We start from the raw sequence: 21,563 nt of genomic DNA on the forward strand, positions 1-21,563 counted from the left end.
GCTGGACTGTTTTTAAAGGAGTAATATTTTACTGGCTTTAATTATACGGGAGCCTGTATCAAAATGCAATTTGATGTAAAAGTGTGTGAGGCTAACCGGGATAAACCGGCGTGTAAGGCGTCCTTTTCGGAAATCCCGGGCTTGGATTTTTGAAAGGGATCCCTTACATGCAGGTTTGTGGTTAGCGGAACAGTCCTAATAAAAGTGTGTGAGGCAAAGCGGTATAGACAGTCATCATTGAGCCGTGTAGCCACCGTCAACCGTAAATTCCGACCCTGTCGCAAATTTAGATTCATCCGAAGCTAAATAAACACAAATCCAAGCAATATCATCCGGTTCACCAATGTGACCCATCGGCGTTTTGGTACGAGCAGACATCGCTTCTTCAGCTCCGGGCAAATCATCAACCAATGGTGTCTTAATGTAACCGGGGTGTACTGTATTAACCCGAACACCGTAATCTTTCAAAGCGCAATCAACAGCCGCTGATTTCGACATAATTCGAACGGCACCTTTGGAAGCGTTGTAAGCACCTAAATTAGGATCACCCACAAATCCTTCGATTGAAGACATGTTGATAATTGAAGCACCAAGATGTTTATTTTTCATTCGCTGAATTCCAAGTCGGGTACCAAAGAAAACCCCGTCCAAATTAACGGAAAGCAGTTTCCGCCATTCTTCGGTAGTCGTATTTTCAACACTCTTGTTAACGGCAATCCCGGCATTGTTGACAACCGTGGTAACCGGTCCAAAAGCTTGTTCAGTCTCATCCCAGGTTTTAACCCAACCAGCTTCATCAGATGCGTCCTGTTGAATAAAGCGAATCACATCCGGTCCGCCGATCGACTTGGCAGCTTTTTCACCAACATCCGCGTGCCGACCGGTAATGACAACCTTGGCACCTTCGTCAACAAACCGATGGGCAACTGCCAATCCAATTCCCAACGTTCCACCGGTTACGATTGCGACTTTTCCCTTTAAACGATTACTCATAGTGACAACCTGCTTTCCTTATTAAAATTATTTACATGTGAATCGTATCACATTTATGTATTAATTGAAAGCGTTTTAATTGGAATGACAGCCCATTTGTTAACCACGATAACTACATTTTTGGCGAACTATCCGCTGCCAATTGAAAATTACTTACGCTTAAATTTATTTCACAAAATTATCTCTTACGTTATTCACAAGAAAATAATTTTCAATATTGGCATCTTGACATCCTTGAATTTTCATTCTAAACTGCATGATATTGAAAATAAATGAAAAAGCTATGAGAAGATAAGTAACAGTTTTAATCGTCCCCAGAGAGTTTGTGTCGCTGAAAACAAATGTCGATTAGCTGTGAAGATGGTCTTTGAGCAAAAATATAACCGAGCTTTAAATAAAGCTAAGTTATATTGGTAGGCGCCCATTAACGTGCTGAGATAAGGTTTTCAAATTAAGTTACCCAACTTAAAAACCTTACCTCCGGAGTTGATCAATGTGAATTGATCAAAAATTAAGGTGGCACCGCGATTAATCGTCCTTGGAATTCATTTTCCAAGGATTTTTTTGTAACTAAAGCAAACAAAATAACGTTAAGGAGTGTTGTATGATGACAGTTGAAACCACTACGATGTACCCGAACCGCTTTGATATCGTCGGCAGTTTCCTAAGACCGGCAAAGCTCAAACAGGCAAGAGCCGAGTTTCAAGCAAATAAAATCAGTCGCCAAGCACTGACCGAAGTTGAAAATGCTGAAATTAATCGCCTCGTAAAAAAAGAAGTCGAGGTAGGATTAACCGATGTTACTTCCGGCGAGTTTCGCCGCAGCTGGTGGCATTTGGACTTTTTCGACGGCTTAAACGGTGCCCGTTTTTTCACACCCGAACACGGCTTTATTTTTAACGGGCAGGAAACTCGCAAAGGTGGGATTAAAATCACCAATAAGCTCACTTATAACCCGAACCATCCATTTTTTGACGATTTTAATTATTTAAAGAAGATTGTCCCGGAAGGCATCACACCAAAACAAACCATCCCAAGTCCCTCAGTCTTTTTCCCTAATAAAGAAGCTGAGGTTTACGATAACTACTACCATAATGATCTTGACGCTTTCTTAGAAGATGAAATCAAAGCTTATCAAGAAACTGTTCAACATTTTTACGACTTGGGGTGCCGTTATCTCCAGCTTGACGACACGTCATGGGGCATGTGGGCTTCTTTCTCCAAAAATACTATTAAACCGGAATTAAAACCACTTTGTGAAGCAGCTGTTAAAGCAATCAATGCGATCGCTGATAACAAGCCTAATGACCTGACATTAACCATGCACGTTTGCCGAGGAAATTACGATTCCAATTGGGCAGGTGCCGGTGCTTATGATCCGGTCGCCGATTATCTTGCCCAATTGCACATCGATGGGTATTTTCTTGAATATGACGACGAACGTTCCGGCGGTTTTGAACCATTGAAAAAGATTGCCGATAATGGCCGCCATCAGCGAATCGTCTTGGGACTGGTTACGACCAAACGTCCTGAGCTGGAAGACCCGGCTCTTTTACAAAAGCGGATTCAATTAGCCAGCCAGTATGTCCCCTTAGCTGATCTTTGCCTTTCACCGCAATGTGGGTTCGCCTCGACTGAAGAAGGCAATCACTTAACCGAAGCTGATCAGTGGAATAAATTAAAATTAGTAATTGATACAGCCAAAGAAGTCTGGTCTGACTAGGATTTACAGATAGTCTTCACCAACATTTAAAACTTAAGTGTTGACAATCATTAAAGAGACGTCTATTATTATCATTAAATTTTAATGCTAATCCGAAAAGAAAAAAGCTCCGAAGAGAAGAGTAACTGATTTTATAAGGTTCAAAGAGAATCCGGTTGGTGAAAAAGGATGCCTGAACAGTCAGCGAATATGAACTCTGAATAGCATAATCAAGTTAACGCTTGATTGTCGGCTGCAACCGTTACATTGCAGAGTCTCAAAAATAATATTGGTTATTTTTGGCACTTTCAGAGGTATTGCTTGTGAGAGTAATACGAATTCAGGGTGGTACAGCGACGCATTCGCCCCTCCGTCAGATTATTCTGATGTGTGGGGCGAATGCTTTTTAATTGCCGTACCTCCAAAAGGATTTTATTATTTAGCAGTGACTGTTAAGATAGTAACTGTATAAAATAATTTTTAAGGAGATTTGATATTTTATGGCAAAAGTTGAAAGTTTTACATTAGATCACACAAAGGTTAAAGCACCTTACGTTCGTCTCATCACTGAAGAAACTGGAAAAAAGGGCGACGTCATTTCTAATTACGACTTGCGACTTGTTCAACCAAACACCAACGCCATTCCTACCGGTGGCCTGCACACGATTGAACATCTCTTAGCCGGCCTGCTTAGAGATCGTCTTGACGGTGTTATTGACTGCTCACCGTTTGGATGCCGAACCGGATTTCATTTGATTACCTGGGGTGAACACAGTACAACCGAGGTTGCAAAGGCTTTAAAGAGTTCTCTTGAAGCCATCGCAAATGATATCGAATGGAAAGACGTTCAGGGTACCGACAAGTACAGCTGCGGAAATTACCGCGACCACTCTTTGTTCTCTGCTAAGGAATGGAGCAAAGAAATCTTGTCGCAAGGCATCTCAGACAAGCCTTTTGAACGTCACGTTATCTAGTTTCTGAAAGTCACACATCTAACTGCGTTTTTAATACGCCGCGATAATCTGAAAGGGTTATCGCGGCTTTTTCATTTTCGGGGCACTTTATCGGATTAGCCTATCAAGACCAGCTTAAAACTTGGCTGGCAGTATTCGGGTTTTTATATTTGAGGAGGATTTTACTTATGACAACGACAATTATTGGCTTTCCAAGAATCGGCCATCATCGAGAATTAAAATTTGCGACCGAGCATTACTGGAAGAATAAAATTAATCAAGAAGAACTGCAGCAAACCGCCTATCAAATCAGAAAGAACCACTGGCAGGCCCAGCAAAAAGCCGGCATTGACTTAATTCCGGTCGGCGACTTTTCATTTTTCGATGGTGTTTTGGACACTGCCAATCTGTTAAACATCGTTCCCGCCCGCTACAAAGAACTTAACCTCTCAGAATTGGATGAGTATTTTGCCCAGGCCCGGGGTTATCAAAAGGGTACGGAAACCGTAAAGGCACTGCCAATGAAAAAATGGTTCAACACAAACTACCATTACATTGTTCCTGAATTTTCAAAAACCACTGAGGTTAAACTAGTTGGTAATAAACTTTTCAATGAAGTAAACGAGGCCCTTGAACTTGGCGTTAATGCCAAAGCAGTGATTACCGGCCCTTATACGTTACTAAAATTGAGTCGTTTTCTTGACGGCACCAAGCCCCGTGATTACGTTGACAGCTTAATTACCGCCTACCAGCAAGTGATCGCCCGCTTGGGAGAAAAAGGCGTAAAGTGGCTGCAAATTGATGAACCAGCTCTAAGCTTTGATGTCGACGCGGCTGAAAAACAGCTTTTTGATGATCTTTATGATGGTATTTTAGCTGAAAAACATACCACCAAGATCTTACTTCAAAACTACTTTGGCGATATTCGTGATATTTATAACGACGTTGTTTCAAAAGATTTTGATGGAATTGGCTTGGACTTTGTTGAAGGTAAGTACAACAACCAATTGCTTCAACAAAACGGCTTCCCGGATGATAAGGTCTTATTTGCCGGTGTTGTCAACGGTAAAAATATCTGGCGCAACCACTACGCAAATACAATCAAGTTCTTAAATCAACTCAACACCAAAGCCGACGTTGTTTTAAGCAGTTCCGCATCCCTGCTTCACGTACCGTACACAGCAGAAGACGAAACCAAATTGCCCGCTGATGTCAAACAACATTTGGCATTCGCCCTTCAAAAATTAGACGAAATCAAGGAACTCGATAATATTTATCGTGACGAAGCAGATGGCAAGGCCGCATTGGAAAAGAACGATGCGCTGTTCCACAATGTAAAGCATCCCGTCAACCCTGCCGTTCACAATCGAATTGCCAACCTGACAGACGCCGATTACACCCGTTTACCAGCCCGGGCCGAACGTGAAAAGGTTCAGAAGAAAGAATTCAAGCTGCCGATTCTGCCAACAACCACCATTGGATCCTTCCCGCAAACCAAAGATGTCCGCCAAAACCGTTCCAAGCTGCGAAAAGGTGAAATCACCCGCGAACAATATGACAAATTCAACGAAGATAAAATCGTTCGCATTCTTAGGAAACAGGAAGAAATCGGCCTTGACGTTCTTGTCCATGGTGAATACGAACGAAACGACATGGTTGAGTACTTTGGTGAAAAACTGGACGGCTTTGTCTTCACCCAAAACGGCTGGGTTCAATCATACGGTACTCGAGGTGTTAAGCCGCCAATTATCTGGGGTGACATTTCCAGAACCGCACCAATTACCGTTAAAGCTTCTGTTTTTGCCAAGAACCACACCGACAAGCTGATCAAAGGCATGCTGACGGGACCGGTTACCATCTTCAACTGGTCATTCCCACGTGAGGATGTTACGCCTAAGGAATCAGTTACTCAGATTGCATTGGCCCTTCAAGACGAAGTTCTGGATCTCGAAAAACACGACATTAAGATTATCCAAATCGATGAACCGGCTTTACGGGAAAACCTGCCATTGCGTAAGTCAAACTGGTATTCCGAATACCTTGACTGGGCTGTGCCGGCATTCCGGTTGGTTCACAGTAAAGTTCAGGCTTCTACCCAGATTCATACGCATATGTGTTACAGCGAGTTTGGCGATATTATCAAAGCCATCGACGACTTGGATGCCGATGTCATTTCCTTTGAAGCATCTCGAGCTGACTTTACTTTGATTGATCAATTGGTTGCCGCCAACTTTCAAACCGAAGTTGGTCCCGGTGTTTACGACATTCACTCGCCACGAATCCCATCAGAGCAGGAAATCGAAGACCTGATCAAGCAATTGGTTCACAAATTACCAATCGACAAAATTTGGATCAACCCCGACTGTGGTTTGAAGACCCGAACCGAGGAAGAATCCTTTAAGAGTTTGCAAAATATTGTTGATGCGACGAAGAAAGTAAGAAGTGAGATTAATGAGCCTAACAGCGTTATTTAATGACAAAACCGTTTTTTCACTCGAGGTCTTTCCACCTAAGAAAGACTCTCCCAAAGAAGCCATTCTGCCCACACTTCAACAGTTGCAGGCTATCAATCCGGATTTCATTTCAGTAACATTGGGGGCCGGTGGTTCCGATCATTACACCGGTACGGTATCAATTGCTGATTTAATTCAAAATCAATTAAATATCCCGGCAGTTGCCCACGTCCCCGGTTTATATCAAACCGAAAGCCAAGTCCTTAATTTACTGGATCATCTCTCTGAAATCAATGTCAAAAATATTTTGGCACTTCGCGGCGACAAAATTCCCGGTAAGGAACCGGTAGGCGTCTTCAATCATGCTAACGAACTAGTTTCCTTTGTTCATAAAAACCGGCCTGATTTCAGCATCGCCAGTGCCTGTTATCCGGACTGTCATGCCGAAGCAACGGGCTTTGTAGATGACATCGCGCATTTAAAGGAAAAAGTTGATGCCGGTGCCGATCATCTGATCAGTCAGCTTTTCTTTGACAACCAGTCATTTTACGACTTTAAAGAAAAAACTGAAATTGCCGGCATCCATGTACCAATCGAGGCTGGCATCATGCCCTGCACCAATAAAAAGCAGATTGAACGGATTACCCAAATTACCGGTGTCCCATTACCGAAAAAATTCAGTGCGATTCTTGACCGATATCAAGATAGCAAACTGGCCATGAAAGATGCCGGGATTGCTTTTGCCGTTGATCAAATTATCGATTTAGTTTCCGAAGGTGTTGATGGGATTCATCTTTACACAATGAACCACGCCGACATTGCGGAACGCATTTGGGAAGCTACTAAATCTGTCTTTGAGGCCGCTAGTCAGAAAAAAGCCGAAAAGGCTGAAAAAGCGAGTAATCACTAATCGTTAAACTGCCAAATTAAAAAGTACCGACCAGCATGTTTTTTCATGTTGGTCGGCACTTTTTTGAATGGACCCGATTAGTTATTCTAACGCTCACGGTTCATCAACCGTAATTTAGGAATGGCTGCCGCAGCTGTTGCCATAATAATCACAACCGCCCAGCCAGTCAGATGATAAACATTTTTTCCGGTCATACCGGCCCTCCTTTCTTTGACTTCATCTGTTTCAACTCGATTTATATTTGGCCGAATATATTAAGAAAAGTTTGAAATTCCGACAAAGCTTGTTTCAACACGAATCGGTTTCAGTTCGCTGACTGAGATTAACCGTTTTTATAATAAAGTCACGCGGCTCCTCCTTTCTTTTTGAATTAACCATAGACTACCGGCAACAGCTTAATCAAAGCTTAAATCAGCGGTTCTGCTCTGAGTTCGACCGATTCTTTAGAAAATCACAACCTTTATTTTCCATTCAGGAACCATAATTAAAATCAAAGGACATCACAAAGGCCCCCACCAAATCAGTCGTTTTAACTGATCTGATGGGGGCCAATGAATTAATCATATTGGCGTAAGAAAGCTGATAAACGTTTAAGACCCGCTCTTAAAGTCTGCTCATCCGCGCAATATCCCAATCGAACATGTCCTGGCATATCAAACCGGGTTCCAGGCACCAGCAACACACCCTGTTCCTTCAAAAGGCGCACACAGAACGTTTCAATATCCTCTGGAATATCCAATTTGGGAAACGACGTTGAGACACCCTGAGGCATCACAACGCTTGCCCGCGGTTCTGAATCCAGCCAATCTTTATAAATCTTTAAATTGGTTAGCACCAGCTTTTTATTTCGTGCCAGCACCCGCTGACGATTTTTAAGCAGGTAAACGGCCATCGCGTCATTAAAGACACCGCAGCAAATCATCGTATAATCACGATATTTTCGAAAAAGATCGGCAACTTCAGCATTTGATGCCGTCCAGCCCACCCGGATTCCCGGCATGGAGTAGGTCTTTGAAAGCGAGTTGGTCGCAATCCCCCTATCATATAAATCGACGATCGATACAAATTCATCAGAGCGAACCAGCGGCAAATAAACCTCATCTACCAGAACATAGGCCCCTGACTGCTTGGCTAATGCAACCACCTGTTTTAAAAAGTCTTCATCCAGCAGCGTCCCCGTTGGATTATTCGCATTGTTTAAACAAATCATTTTTGTATCAGGCCGCATCAGCGATTTTAATTCTTCAATATCCGGATACCAATTTCGATCCTCATGAATATGCCAGTAATCAACTTCGGCACCCAATGACTTGGGAATATCATATAATTGCTGATAAGATGGATACTCGGAAATAACGTGATCACCAGGCTCAATTAACGCATATAATGCTAAATGATTGGCACCCGTCGCACCGTTGGTTTGGAGAATGTTGTCCGGATCAATATGCCGATATAGTTTTGAAACTTCTTTCTTGAACTCTGGGGAGCCTTCGATCCACCCGTAATTCATTTTTTGCCGATCCAATATTTTGTAGAATTCTTCACCATCTTTACCATCTAAAGAAAGGGCTTCATTCATTGTCATAGAAGCAATCGTACTCTGAGAAATGTCATAAGTTGCTGATTTTTCCCATTTATTAAGCCATTCTTCAACACCAAATCCTGCTATTTTCAATCGAAAACACTCCTTTTTCTAAAAAATAGTAATGCCAAAAACATAATATGCATCAATCATAATGATTGTGAACAATTTAATTATCTGAAATTCTTACGGATAAATCCAATACAAATTTTACAAAACGCTTTAAAATAGCCGTTGACAAACCAGACAAATATGATATGATAAATATATCAAATCGTTAGCGATTCAAATCGCATAACTCATGTATTATTGTTGGCTGGTTACAAAGGGGGAGAAGTAACTATGTTAAACTTATATGTTGCACCAAGTAGCGCTTCTAGTCGAAAAGCCCGCAAATGGCTTGTTGATCACGGTATTGAATTCAAGGAACGAAACATTTCACGGATTCCATTAAATGCCGATGAGATTAAGCGAATTCTCCGATTGACGGAAAACGGCAGCGAAGATATCATTTCAACCCGTTCAAACGCCTTTCAGAAGCTGCACGTTGATTTGGATAATTTAACTGTATCACAATTAATCGATTTGATGGTTAAACACCCTGATTTAATCAGGCGACCATTAATCTTTAATGATGAACAGCTTCAGGTTGGCTTTAGCGAAGAAGATATCCGCAGCTTCCTGCCAAGAAATGTCCGTGAAGCCAGCTTAAAACAATTGATGGATAAAATTAGCTAAATAAAACTTAAGCTTCATAAAGGGGACCCAACCAGTTTTGATCTGGTTGGGTCCCCTTTGTTTTGAAATGAACTTAATCCCCCGCCGGGTGGTTAAGTTCATTTGCCAATCTATGTTTTCTGATCATCAAATACCAGCCACACAATGTAACCACAACTGAAGCGAGGATGGCCAGCCAAAACATGTGTTGGTAAGCCTCTTGAGCTGTTGCATAAAAGGATTGTAATAGTTGGTGGCGCCCGCTGCCGGTCATTCGCTGAAGTCCCCGATAATATTGTTCGATAGAGGTATTCATTTGAATGCTGCTAAAACCATTTTGAATTACTGTCGCATAAACGATAGGAGCAATTGTAATACCGACTTGCCGGCTGACCGACAACGTACCAAGTGCAACCCCATTATCTTTTTTGCTGGCGACTTCAGCCATCAATACAGACAGCGGGGCACCCATTAGCATGCCAAAGCCAATCCCGGCAATTGTTGAAGAGACAGCAAACCAAAACAGGTTGGGGCTTAAATAGGCAATTAGTGCAAAGCCAAAAGTAGCTAAAAGACCCGAAACAACAATCGTTTTGGTTGAACCAAGTTTGGAAGTCAGCGATCCGCCAACTGCTGCTCCAACAATCGAACCCAAACCAATCCCACTCATCCAAACACCACTATTGTCAGCTGAAATTCCATACCGTTGTTCAACAAAACTTGGAATGAAAACAAAAATACCAATTAAGGCGCCGGATAGCAGTCCCATTAATAATGTCAAAACAAATCCCCGACTCCGTAATAGTTGGTACGGCAAAAATGGATCCACTTGATGTGGAACCCGTTTTTCAATTTGAATAAACATCATAAATAAGATAATCCCCAGCCCAATCAGGCCCCAAACCTGGATCCGTAAGAAGCTATTGACCAAACTGCGACTTTGCAAATTAGTAATGGCCAGCATGAAGCTTAAAATTCCTAAACTTAATAAAACCAGTCCCTTAAAATCAATTGTTTTAATATCCCCGGTTCTTGTTTCCGGAATTACCAAATAACCGCTGATAATCACAAATAAGGCAATCGGCAGATTAATCAAAAAAAGCCAATTCCAGCGGCCGGTCAGGTTTAAAATTAGACTTCCAAGATTTGGGCCGACTACTGAAGCAATCCCATTAACTGCTCCCAAGGCGCCCAGTAACCCGCCCTGCTTCTCCTTAGGGTATGTCGATAAAACATGACTGGAGCAATAATAAAAATACCGCCACCACCAACTGATTGAATTAACCGAGCTGCTAAAAAGAGGCTAAAGGACGGGCTAAGCGCTACTAAAAGTGAGCCCAGTGCAAAAATACCAATTTCAATTAGAAATAATTTTCGCCGCCCAAACTTATCAGCCAACTTACCAATAATCGGCGTCGTAATTGCCATTCCCAGTGTATATCCTGTAATTCCCCATGTTCCCTGGACCTCGCTCACTTTAAACGAATAGTTGATTGTTGAAAGGGCACTGGCAATAATACCGTTATCCAACGCAGACATAAACACCCCAATAATCAGAATAATCATTGCAAATGTTGTATTCTTTTTTCCCATATCATCATCCCTCGTAGAATTATAATAATAAAACCCAATTGCTTTATGCACCAATTCAAATAGATTGTTTGAAAACTTACTCGCCACACTAGAAATATCAGTGCCCTTGAATTTGGTCCTTTGCGTTATGACACGGTGTCACTAATTTACTCTAAGAGCATATCACAAAAATAACGCAATGTCATCTACCAACGTATTCAGTAACTTTTTTAGCTGCACTTTTAATCAAAAAAAGAGTGCCAGGCAAAGGCACCCTTCAAAAAACGCGTAATGATCCTTAATTCAATTAAATTTTAAATAACCTTTTTCACTTTGTTAAGCTATCCCATTCCCGTCTTTTTAAAATCATCCAACAGTCGATCAGTATATTTCTTTAACGGTTTCTTTGTCGAAAGTCCAACCGTCAGCATTATAAGAGACATACAAATCAGAACGAAAAAGTCAATGACCACGGTTCCCATATTAGCGCCACCAATTGCTTCCCGAAAGCCGCCAACACTATAGGCAAACGGAAACAGTGGTTGAAAGATTCTAAAGAGCAATGGATTCAACTGAACCGGGTACATAGCTCCGCTCCCAGCCAATTGAACCGCCATCAGCATCACAATAAACGCTTTCCCTAAATTACCAAACAAGGCTGCCATGGTGTAAACAATAATTGTAAATGTCATTGAAGACAGCAAGCCAACCATTAAAAGCAGAAAAAAGCTGGCTACGTGAATCCGTAAGATCAAGACTGCCGACAACAGGATAACCAACGTCTGAACCAACGATAACGTCCCAAATGTCAATAATTTACCCAAATACTCTTCTCGCACGGATAGTCCCCTGAACTTAGCTAGTTTAGGAACTTTTGTTTTTAAAACTGCTACCAACATCGTACAGCCAACCCAGATCGAAAGTGCGATATAAGTCGGCGCAAACGCCGCACCAAAACTGTTTACTTTATAGATGTCCTCATTTTTTACCGTAAACGGCTGTGCCAATGCGCTGCCCATTAAATCAGGATTACTCTGCAGAACCGTAATAATATCCGCAATATTATCATCACTGGTTAATTTTAGTTTATTACTAATGGCAACAATATCATTTTTATACGCCAGCAGCTGGTTCTCCAGCTTTCCAGAAGTAGTTGCGACCAGCCGGTTTCCTTGAATCGCCGTATCCAAAGATTGGTTATTAAGCTGTTTAACCTTTTTCAAATTCCCCAAAACATCCTGAGATGAATCGACAGTCGAAATCAGGTTGCTGCCAATGCCGGCCATCTGTTTTTTAACAGCCTGATTATATTGAATCAAGGCTGTACTTAAACCTGTAACCGTTTCAGACATACTGCTAATCATCTGGCGTCTCACGGCCGCACCCAGGCGACTATTTTGACTTGTTGTTTTTTTTAACTGCTTCAACTGCTGTTTTTGAGACGCTGTCAATTGCTGAACGCTGGCTAATGCTTGATTAGATCATAGCTTTGCCGGGAGTGACTGATTTTATTAAATGATCTTGCAAATTCCAATAATGGTTGAACTTGACCGCTCAATAAATCTACCTGCAGCGTTAAATTATCGATTTTATTTTTAAAGTCACTCTGTGTTGCAGTAGTAGAGACATCGTCAAGCTGGTTGGCCAACGCTCTGATTTGCTTGGCAGTTGCGTTAACCCCTGCCAGATTTTGACCAAAATTAGTGAATGACCGGTTTATTGCCTGCCTAACCAGTGGCCGCATATTAGCAGTCGATGAACCCGATTGACTATCTAAATTAACATTCTGGGAGGCATTAATCACTGGTTTAAATTCGGTAAACGCCAGTGCCAGCGTATTTGACGTATCACTAATTGCCCCCAGAGAATTGGACGCCAAGCTCATACTATCACCAAGTGTAATAATAAAATCCTTCAAGTTTAAAATCTGAGTTTGATGTTCATCCGCTTTTCTCCCCGCAATGTTTAAATACGAAAAAATCGTTCGATTAACCTCGTAAATAAACTTTTGTCGAATTTTGGTAACCAATGTCTTGGCAGCCATTGCCGTAATTTTGGCTCCCATTGGGCTGTTCTTCGTGTTTGTCCGATACACAATCTGGGCTTTTTGCGGGTTAGCCGTCGCAATGCTGGTTAATTCTTTCGAAAAATCTGCCGGAATTTCAATTTCCGCATAATATTTCCCTTTTCGCAGCTTTTGGGCAGCTTCAGCGGCAGTGGTAAATTTCCAGCCGATTTGATTATTTTTATGTAAATTGGCAATCACTTGGTTCCCCAGATTAATTTTCTGGCCGCGAAGATTAGTCCCTAAGTCCTTATTAACCACCGCTACGGAAATATTGTCCACTGCGGCCGGCTTATAGGGATCCCAAATTGCCCGGACATTAATTAGTGTATATAGACTCGGTAATAGGCACAGAACCGTTATGGTGACAAAGGCTGCCCGATAATTAAAAATTGCATGAAGATCTCGATGATAAATACTTCTAATATTAGCCATCCAACTAACTACCTTTCAAATCGCAAATTCCCCCTTTAAATTCAAATACAAAAAAGGCCACAACAAAATATTCCGTTTTGTTTCGGCCCCAATAATGCCTATGTAATTATTAACGTCCCCATTACTTTCAGTTACTTTTATTGTTCACAGTCAGTTAAAGCAATTTCTTTTTTCTTCAAAATATGACTGTTTTCTCACTCAGAATGCACTATAATAATTGTAATGCATTCGTTAATTATTAACAAGTTACAATTATCCTGCCCATTAATCATTCTGGGCATATCGTACTTGTTAATGGTTAAGATCAGCGGGCAACCATTCTTATTAATTTAATACTGGAGGATTTTACTTTGAAAAAAATACTGATAATAATTTTAGGAACTCTAAGCAGCTTTTTCATTTTGATAACCCTCTTTACTTCCGCAAGCACTAGCGCAGCAGCCGTTGTTACATCAACTACAACGCTAACCAAAGCCCCATATCGCGCCGTCAGCGGTTATATTTACAGTTCTGCTGCACTTACTAAAAAAATTCATAACGCCGACCATTATCCCCTTACAACTTTCTATGCGACCCGCTCGGCAACCATTACCCGGTCAAACGGTAATAAAGCTGTCTACTACTATATCAAAAACGGTAACAACAAGATTCGCGGCTGGATTTGGCGCGGCTATCTGGTCAGAATCATTAACATTCAGAAGCAAAAGGCGGCCATTAACAGGTTGGTTTCAACTATTGACTCGTTAACTACTGCCAATAAAACCAATATAACCACGCTTTTAAAAAAGATTCATAAAGCCGATCCACTGACAACACTACTAAAAGACATTCAATCTTTGTCGGCGACGATTACGAATCATTCGGATCTCAAAAAATAGCGACCATCTACCGGTTACTAAAAACAGATGGTCAAACCTTAGCAGCGATTTTCCAAAACGGACTGGATAAATTATACACTGGTGTTATCGCACTTCACAATTTCAATAATCACGTCTTTGCATTAGCCCGGGGATTATTGGCGCTCACTCCTTCATAAACGAAATTTAACAAGGCGAGGTTATTTATGCATACAATATTTAGACTTTTGATCAGAGATTTTAAAAATATCTTTCGCAGCCGACCAGTGTTGATCACACTGATCGCTTTTTGTGTTATTCCGGCACTCTATGCCTTACTCAACATTAAAGCTTCTTGGAATCCATATGCCCAAGCCAACACCCGGCGGCTGCCAATTGCCGTTATTAATAATGATGAGGGCAGTATCGTCAATGGAAAAAGCCTCAACGTTGGCGATCAGGTCATTGGCGAACTCAAAAAGAACCATGAAATTAACTGGGTAATCACTAACGATTGGCAGGGAAACAATGGCTTGGATCAGGGAAAATATTATGCATTAATTGAAATTCCCAATGATTTTTCGAGCCGGTTGGCAACGCTGGCCAGCGGCAATCCTCAAAAGCCCAAAGTTATTTACAAATCCAATGAAAAGTTAAATCCTGCTGCAACCATTATTTCCGGACAGGCCCGCGACACGCTAACGCAAAGAATTCGAACTAATTTTACAAAGATTACCGGTCGCGAAATCCTTCAGGAAATGAATGCCGTTGGTGACAAGCTGAACACCAAAAAGCCCCAAATTCTTCAAATCAGAACCTCGCTGCTTAACGCAATCACAACGATTAATAAGACTAAAACCTATTTAAACCACCTAAGCAATAATTCAAATGATGTTCAGGATTATCTCAAAAATATTAATCAGGACATCCCTAAAATTTCAGCTCAAATCACGCATCTCCAAGCCATCGTCAACCACGGCAGAAGTCTTAATCAGGCGACCAATCGAACCATTGATTCCGCCCGAAGCACCCTTTCAAACGGCTTTGACAGTCTCCGTTCACAAAATGACCGGGTTCAGTCAATTCTAACCAACCTGGCCACAATGCTTAACGCAAAAAGCAACTCGTCGCTCTTAAAAGCCGAAGTCGTTCAGGTAACGGCATTAAACGATGCCATGGTAGATCAGATTAATACGCTGCTGAGGGCCTTGGATGTTATCAACAACCTCCTTCCAAATAATGGGGCAACTTCGTTAATTCGATCATTGGCAACGCTCAAATCAAGCCTTAAGGGCCAGCAAACAACCATTTCAAAATTAAATCAGCTTATCAGCCAACGCCATCGGGCAACATCAAAAACTCGGACACTTATCAACCATTTAACAAGCAAAGATGATCAGCTTTCAACCAATATCGATAAGGCCGCTAATACATTTAACGCCACAACCACCCAATCCTTGGACAATCTCGACAGCATCAACAGTAACAGCCTTAATAACGACAATTCGGTAACCCAGACCCTACAAAATCTGGTTACCGAACTGCAAGCCCTGCAAAGTGCCGGCAGTTCGGCAAGTAAGCTCTCGTCAGGTAGAATCGATAAAGTAAATGACCGACTTGATAATGTTCAAGACACCCTTCGTGATTTGGACCAAAAAGCGCATTTTATCAACAATAAAAATCTTACTGAGTTGACCAACCTTTTGGAAAAGGATCCCGACCTTTCCAACTTATTATCTTCACCTATCAGCCTTAAAAGTACTGAGCTTTATAACCTTGGAAAATTCGGTTACGCGGCAATGCCTTTCTATGCCGTGCTCTCAATCTGGGTCGGAATTGTGCTTTTAACAGCCATCGTCACTTGGCATTACAAATTGCCCAAAAACAGTCGATTGCCGCGGCCATCGCTTCTACAACAGTACATTGGCAAACTGCTGCTTTTTATGACTTTTTCATTTTCGCAGACTACTTTTGCACTCTTAGGTGAACTACTCATTCTGGGAATTCGCCCCAGCAGCCTTTGGGCATTGCTGATTGTTGCCTACACAACGACGTTTATTTTTTCAGTTATCCTGTTCTCACTGGTATTTTTATTTGGCAATGCCGGCAAAGTCTTTGGCGTTTTAATGCTGATCGTTCAAATTTTTGGAACGGGCGGGATTTATCCACTGGAGACTATCCCGCATGATTTGGCAGCGCTGGCACCACTACTGCCATTTACGTATGCCATTCGCGCCTTTCGAGAAGCCATTGCCGGCCCCGACTGGGGGGTACTTGGCCACCTTCTTTTGGCGCTGGCTGTTTTTGGTAGTATTTTCCTGTTACTGACACCACTAAAACGTTTCTTTATTCGGCCGGTTAAAATGCTCGAGGAGGGCATGCGTCGTTCAAAATTATAAACAAGTAAAAACAGCGGCACTTTTGAGTCGGATTAACATTACTCAAAAATGCCGCTGTTTTTATTATTCAGTTTAAATTAGTTTTTTTGCTACGTTTTCTTTCAAAATATCGTGCAGTCGCTCAAATAAAATCCCCTCTCTTAAACCACTGGTTGAAAACGTAATTTTATCCGAATCCAAGTAATTCATTAGAAAAATGACCGGAATCAAACCACCAACAATAATATCGGCCCGATCCTTACTAATTCCCGGCACCTGTTTTCGACCGGCCAAATCATGGCTGACAATGTTCTCAAAGGTTTTGTTAACTTGGGTGTCTTTTAATTGGTAACCGTGAATATCATCAATATCCAAAAAATTGTTCAGCCGGCGATTGATTTTTGCCAGCGTTCGATTACTGCCACCCAATCCAATAATCGGTAGGTTAAGGCCGTTTTTAAGCCACCAGACACTTTGGAAAATCTCGTTCACAAAAATAACGGCCTTAAAAAGCTGTTCCGGTAAAATCTTGTCTCCCAAATCAAATTTAGAGGAAAGGGTTACCGAGCCAATTGGAATGCTAATCAAATTAGTTACTTTACCGTTTTGAACCAGGATAATTTCGGCACTGGCGCCCCCTGTATCAATAATAACCTCATTGGTTGCCGGCAATGTCTCACTGACACCAATATAATCATAGTAGGCTTCTTGAGCACCAGAAATAACTTCCAGCTTGATACCGATTTCTGACTTAACCTTTTTTAAAAATTCCTTTTGATTAGCTGCCTGACGCACTGCTGCCGTTGCAACCGCCTTTAACTTTAAGTTTTCCAATTTGGAATAAACTTCCTTGAACGAACGAAGTGCCGCCAGTGTTCGTTCAATTGCATCCGGCTGAAGGATTTTTTCAGGCCCCATATTTTCTGAAAGTCGCACGTATTCCTTCATCTGCGTCACATTATCATACGTTCCATCCTCGTTGATTCGGCTAACCGTCATTCGAACCGAATTGGATCCCAAATCAATTACGGCAAAATTTTCCATTACGCTTCATTTCCCCCATCCTGGTCTTCATCACTTAACGGGTCAGGCTGATTTTCAGGCTCATCATCGGCTGAAATTGATTAGGATTCTGCTTATGAGATTCCGACTGCTGCTTTTTCGCCAATTTTGTTGCTTGATCCGCAAAAAATTCTTGAGAATTAAGCGGTGCCCGTCCCCGGCGGTCAACACGCTTATAAGTTCCGTCCGCGTCAAGCACCCGTGTTTTGACATTATCATCCCACATTGCGCGATAAATATCTAATACCTTTGTGTTAAATCAGGCTGCTCAACTGGGAATAACTGTTCAACCCGACGGTTTAAGTTACGCGTCATCAAATCAGCAGACGACAGGTAAACCTGTTTTTCACCGTCAAAATCAAAAATATAAATCCGGCTGTGTTCCAAAAATCGGCCAACAATTGAATGAACCTGAATCGTGTCACTGATGCCCTTAATGCCCGTCTTTAAACAACAGATTCCCCGGACAATCAAATTGATCTCGACACCAGCATGAGAAGCTTCATACATTTTGGCAATCATATCTTTGTCAGAAAGTGAGTTCATCTTCATTTGAACGCGCACCGGACGCCCTGCTTTGGCATACTCAATTGCCTGATCCAATCTGTCGGTAATAAATTCTCGAATACCTTTAGGTGAAATATGCAGTTTATGGAAATACGGTGGTCGCGAATAACCTGACAGCATGTTGAAAATGTTTGTCACATCAATACCAATGTCGTTATTTGCCGTCAATAAACCAATATCAGTATAGAAATGGGCAGTGACATCATTATAATTTCCCGTTCCCAAATGAACATAACGCCGAATACCGCTTTCCTCACGGCGAACAACCAACGACAGCTTGGAATGGGTTTTTAAACCAACCAGGCCATAGATTACGTGACAGCCCATTCGCTCAAGTTGACGTGCCCAATGAACATTGTTTTCCTCATCAAATCGGGCTTTAACTTCGACTAAAACCGTTACCTGTTTACCATTTTGAGCAGCCCGGCCCAGATATTTGATAATCGGTGAATTTCCGGAAACCCGGTAAAGCGTCATCTTAATCGCTAAGACTTCTTTGTCAATTGATGCTTGGCGAATAAATTCAACAACGGAATCGAATTTATCGTAGGGATGCTGCATTAACCAATCGTGTTTTTGAATAGCTTCAAAAATATTATGGTCCGAATTAAGTGCTTCAGGTTGATAAGGCTTAAATGGTGGATACTTCAGATCATCATGACCCGTAACCGCACTGGCCAACTTACCTAAGAAGGTCAAATCAATCGGGCCATTCACTTCATAAACGGAATCTTCATCGGTTTCCAGTTCGCGAACCAATCGTTTCCGCAATTTCTTACTGATATCGGAGTCAACTTCCAACCGGATAACTTTCCCGTGTTCACGAAGTTTCAATTGCTGCTGGACTTTCTTTAAAAGATCCGAAGTATCCTCTTCGGCCACATCCAGATCCATGTCCCGAATAACCCGAAAAGTGGAAACCTCTTGAATATCATAGTTAACAAATAATTGATCCACAAACTGTTTAACAATCTCTTCCAACAGTATAAAATCATTCTCCGCACCCGGCAGCTTAACTACCCGCGGGAAGATACTCGGTACTTGTAGCGTCGCGTACAATGACTTATCATCGCCTTTTTTATTAAGCCGCAACGATAAGTTCAACGTATCATTACTAATAAATGGAAACGGTCGTGAACTGTCGTCTGCCATTGGTGTCAAGACCGGATACAATTCATCATGAAAATAGCTCTTAATAAATTGATATTGTTCCTCGCTTAAATCAGTCACTTTCAAAAGTCGAATGCCAACCTGTCGAATTGCCGGCAGAATAATTCGATTCAAAGTCGTATACTGCTTAACCAATTGTTCATGCGACTTGTCGTTAACTGCTTTTAACTGCTGAGCTGCTGATAATCCAGAAGCATCTCGGCCATCCCATTTTACCTCGGTCAACTTGGCAAGTGAGGCCACCCGAACCATTACAAACTCATCCATATTACTTTGGGTAATCCCCAAGAACTTCACCCGTTCCAATAACGGATTACTTTTATCCCGCGATTCTTCAAGAACCCGGTCATTAAAATTAAGCCAACTTAACTCACGGTTTGTGTAGTAATGTGGATCTTCATAATCAATCTTTGCCATTAATCTTTCACCCCTCTTTGTTTTAATACTGCTTTTAATCCGTAAGTTTCTTGGAAGAAATGACTCTTGGAATTAAAAATCCAGTTTTCATAAGCCAGGTTGGCATTACTATATACGGTAATGACCACACTGTGACTCTTGATGGATACCGAAATCTTTTTGATTTTCTGTTGTCGATCGTCATCCAATGCATCCGCCAACCTTAAAATAGCTGCCAACTTGGATATCAACCGTCTGTTCTCTGCCGAAATTTGACTAAAATGGCTTAAATCTTCGCTGGGCGTTGTTGAACTGTGGTACCGGGCAATTGCCGCTATAACCGCCCGCTCTTCACGTGATAAGCCAATAATGTCAGAGTGTCGAATAATATATTCAGAATGAATATAATGTGCATGAATGCCAACATAGTTACCAACATCGTGTAAGATTGAAGCAACTTGTAATAAAACCCGTTCACGACCGCCCAACATGTGCAACGGTTTCAACTGGTCAAATAAGTGAAGCGCAAATTTAGTAACCAAATCTCTATGAACCGGCTCGACATCATAATGGTCCGCCAAATTAATCGCCATTGTAATTGTCTGATACGTAAAATCATGTTTTGAAAATCCCAAGGCTACTTCTTCATTGTTAACCAGCCCGTCAACAATTCCCGAATCTGAAAAACTTAGTTCCTTGGCTCCCGTCAACTGGATAACCCGACGAATTAGTAACAATTCCGGTAAAATTAGTGGAACCGCATCTTCACTAACCAAAAGCTGTTCAATCAGATACTGATCCGATGCATCCACAATATCATCAACCAAATCATTAAAAGCTGAAACTGGCAGAGATGTCAACGAATCATCTTTTTCATAATGACTAACCAAACCTCTGATTGGTGATGTGCCGAGTAAAACAATTTTTGTGGGACTTGGATTCGAAACCAAGCTGGCTAAATCACCCATATCAAAATCATTTAATTTACTGTCAATATAATCATTTAAAACGCCGGTTGAATTTGGTGCCGACTGCCGCAAGCTTTGCAAATCTTCGGCAATTTTAATCGGTCCCAAAGCAAAATTGGTCGATGTAACAAATTTGCCACCGTCAAAGCGGGTTACCGAAGTATTTCCGGAAGTAATCCCAACCAGGTAGACAATCCCATGACTAGCTTTCTTTTTATCTTTAAGTTCCAACGAAATATTCTGGTTACGGTAATAAGCTTCCTCACTCATTGACAGCCAGCGAACCTCAAGCCCGGTATGCAGAAAGAACTGATCCGCCATAAAGTCTGCATTAACTGCCTGCGATAATGCCTGACTACCCCACAATTGATAATTTTCAACTCCGTAATCGTGCAGAATTTGAACAAATCCCGTTAATGCTTCAACAACTTTACTAACCGTTTCAAATTGCACGGGCTGATCACGATAAACATCGTCACCGAGGTTAATTTCCTTTGTTACCCGTTCAAGTGATTTATGAGTCTTCAAGTTAACAATCAACAGCTCAACACCTGTCACGTTAACCATCATTACTCCAAAATATTTTTGAGCCATGTGATACTCTCCCATTTTGACATTGTTTTTATCAATTATTATTCTTTTATGCTAGTATACAATAGTTTCCCGGTCATTGATTCATAGTTGCGATAAAATATATGCAACTTTTACATAGTAAATTTAAAATTTCCAATCTATGTATTTATCGTTCGGACTTAAATCGTTTAAAATAGAGTTGCACCAAATAAACAAGAAAGAAGTGGCTTT

13 protein-coding genes, 2 pseudogenes and 1 other annotated feature are annotated in these 21,563 nt (G+C 41.5%); of the genes and pseudogenes, 7 read left to right on the forward strand and 8 right to left on the reverse strand.

The genetic code is table 11. The features are described 5' to 3' along the window. Window positions 1-234: 234 nt before the first annotated feature. Window positions 235-993: an NADP-dependent (R)-specific alcohol dehydrogenase gene (locus JCM14108_RS07950; RefSeq protein ID WP_035179998.1), complete on the reverse strand. Its 759-nt coding sequence runs from the start codon at window positions 991-993 to the stop codon at window positions 235-237. Window positions 994-1,267: 274 nt separating this feature from the next. Next, window positions 1,268-1,536: a binding site (T-box leader), on the forward strand. Between the two features lie 64 nt (window positions 1,537-1,600). Here JCM14108_RS07950 and JCM14108_RS07960 point away from each other — a divergent pair. The 4 genes from JCM14108_RS07960 (at window position 1,601) to metF (ending at window position 7,011) form a co-directional block, all read left to right on the forward strand. Next, window positions 1,601-2,716, forward strand: coding sequence for a 5-methyltetrahydropteroyltriglutamate--homocysteine S-methyltransferase (locus JCM14108_RS07960; protein WP_035180002.1), 1,116 nt, complete (start codon window positions 1,601-1,603; stop codon window positions 2,714-2,716). A gap of 479 nt (window positions 2,717-3,195) precedes the next feature. Next, window positions 3,196-3,669 (forward strand): S-ribosylhomocysteine lyase, encoded by a 474-nt coding sequence (locus JCM14108_RS07965; protein WP_035180004.1) that lies wholly within the window; start codon window positions 3,196-3,198, stop codon window positions 3,667-3,669. A gap of 167 nt (window positions 3,670-3,836) precedes the next feature. Beyond that, on the forward strand, window positions 3,837-6,122 hold the full coding sequence (gene metE, locus JCM14108_RS07970; protein WP_035180007.1) for a 5-methyltetrahydropteroyltriglutamate--homocysteine S-methyltransferase: 2,286 nt from the start codon (window positions 3,837-3,839) through the stop codon (window positions 6,120-6,122). After that, a complete protein-coding gene (gene metF / locus JCM14108_RS07975) occupies window positions 6,100-7,011 on the forward strand; it encodes a methylenetetrahydrofolate reductase [NAD(P)H] (protein WP_035180009.1) in 912 nt (303 codons plus the stop codon). The genes metE and metF overlap by 23 nt, the downstream gene beginning before the upstream one ends. 556 nt (window positions 7,012-7,567) lie before the next feature. On the opposite strand, the gene JCM14108_RS07980 is transcribed toward metF, so the two are convergent. Next, window positions 7,568-8,686: an aminotransferase gene (locus JCM14108_RS07980; protein ID WP_035180012.1), complete on the reverse strand. Its 1,119-nt coding sequence runs from the start codon at window positions 8,684-8,686 to the stop codon at window positions 7,568-7,570. A 249-nt stretch (window positions 8,687-8,935) separates the two neighbouring features. Between JCM14108_RS07980 and spx the strand changes: the two genes are divergently transcribed. Beyond that, the gene (spx, locus tag JCM14108_RS07985; protein WP_035180014.1) at window positions 8,936-9,331 is read left to right on the forward strand and encodes a transcriptional regulator Spx; all 396 of its coding nucleotides are present in this window, start codon (window positions 8,936-8,938) and stop codon (window positions 9,329-9,331) included. A gap of 73 nt (window positions 9,332-9,404) precedes the next feature. On the opposite strand, the pseudogene JCM14108_RS07990 reads toward spx, so the two are convergent. From JCM14108_RS07990 to JCM14108_RS15285, 3 genes and pseudogenes are all read right to left on the reverse strand, one after another. Next, window positions 9,405-10,903: pseudogene (locus JCM14108_RS07990) on the reverse strand (MFS transporter). Between the two features lie 320 nt (window positions 10,904-11,223). Next, the gene (locus JCM14108_RS15280) at window positions 11,224-12,333 is read right to left on the reverse strand and encodes a YhgE/Pip family protein (protein WP_237745762.1); all 1,110 of its coding nucleotides are present in this window, start codon (window positions 12,331-12,333) and stop codon (window positions 11,224-11,226) included. A 14-nt stretch (window positions 12,334-12,347) separates the two neighbouring features. After that, window positions 12,348-13,382, reverse strand: coding sequence for a YhgE/Pip domain-containing protein (locus tag JCM14108_RS15285; protein ID WP_237745763.1), 1,035 nt, complete (start codon window positions 13,380-13,382; stop codon window positions 12,348-12,350). 350 nt (window positions 13,383-13,732) lie between these two features. Between JCM14108_RS15285 and JCM14108_RS08000 the strand changes: the two genes are divergently transcribed. Then, complete coding sequence (locus JCM14108_RS08000; protein ID WP_237745764.1) at window positions 13,733-14,260, forward strand: D-alanyl-D-alanine carboxypeptidase; 528 nt, start codon at window positions 13,733-13,735, stop codon at window positions 14,258-14,260. Window positions 14,261-14,445: 185 nt separating this feature from the next. Next, a complete protein-coding gene (locus JCM14108_RS08005) occupies window positions 14,446-16,617 on the forward strand; it encodes a YhgE/Pip domain-containing protein (RefSeq protein ID WP_035180016.1) in 2,172 nt (723 codons plus the stop codon). 72 nt (window positions 16,618-16,689) lie between these two features. Here JCM14108_RS08005 and ppx read toward each other — a convergent pair whose 3' ends face one another. The 3 genes and pseudogenes from ppx to JCM14108_RS08020 all read right to left on the reverse strand — a co-directional run bounded on the left by ppx (window position 16,690) and on the right by JCM14108_RS08020 (window position 21,353). After that, on the reverse strand, window positions 16,690-17,640 hold the full coding sequence (ppx, locus tag JCM14108_RS08010) for an exopolyphosphatase (protein WP_035180019.1): 951 nt from the start codon (window positions 17,638-17,640) through the stop codon (window positions 16,690-16,692). Next, a pseudogene (locus JCM14108_RS08015) lies at window positions 17,640-19,812 on the reverse strand (RNA degradosome polyphosphate kinase). The gene ppx and the pseudogene JCM14108_RS08015 overlap by 1 nt, the downstream one beginning before the upstream one ends. Beyond that, complete coding sequence (locus JCM14108_RS08020) at window positions 19,812-21,353, reverse strand: Ppx/GppA phosphatase family protein (protein WP_035180022.1); 1,542 nt, start codon at window positions 21,351-21,353, stop codon at window positions 19,812-19,814. Before JCM14108_RS08020 ends, JCM14108_RS08015 begins: the two are co-directional and overlap by 1 nt. Window positions 21,354-21,563: the final 210 nt, after the last annotated feature.

Origin of the sequence: Lentilactobacillus farraginis DSM 18382 = JCM 14108 (assembly GCF_000583655.1) — a bacterium.
GTDB lineage: Bacteria > Bacillota > Bacilli > Lactobacillales > Lactobacillaceae > Lentilactobacillus > Lentilactobacillus farraginis.

Excerpts from the sequence above, each read along its gene's own strand:
- JCM14108_RS07950 (WP_035179998.1), bottom strand. The coding sequence starts at position 993 with ATGAGTAATCGTTTAAAGGGAAAAGTCGCAATCGTAACCGGTGGAACG.
- JCM14108_RS07960 (WP_035180002.1), top strand. The coding sequence starts at position 1,601 with ATGACAGTTGAAACCACTACGATGTACCCGAACCGCTTTGATATCGTC.
- JCM14108_RS07965 (WP_035180004.1), top strand. The coding sequence starts at position 3,196 with ATGGCAAAAGTTGAAAGTTTTACATTAGATCACACAAAGGTTAAAGCA.
- metE (WP_035180007.1), top strand. The coding sequence starts at position 3,837 with ATGACAACGACAATTATTGGCTTTCCAAGAATCGGCCATCATCGAGAA.
- metF (WP_035180009.1), top strand. The coding sequence starts at position 6,100 with ATGAGCCTAACAGCGTTATTTAATGACAAAACCGTTTTTTCACTCGAG.
- spx (WP_035180014.1), top strand. The coding sequence starts at position 8,936 with ATGTTAAACTTATATGTTGCACCAAGTAGCGCTTCTAGTCGAAAAGCC.
- JCM14108_RS15285 (WP_237745763.1), bottom strand. The coding sequence starts at position 13,382 with ATGGCTAATATTAGAAGTATTTATCATCGAGATCTTCATGCAATTTTT.
- JCM14108_RS08005 (WP_035180016.1), top strand. The coding sequence starts at position 14,446 with ATGCATACAATATTTAGACTTTTGATCAGAGATTTTAAAAATATCTTT.
- ppx (WP_035180019.1), bottom strand. The coding sequence starts at position 17,640 with ATGGAAAATTTTGCCGTAATTGATTTGGGATCCAATTCGGTTCGAATG.
- JCM14108_RS08020 (WP_035180022.1), bottom strand. The coding sequence starts at position 21,353 with ATGGCTCAAAAATATTTTGGAGTAATGATGGTTAACGTGACAGGTGTT.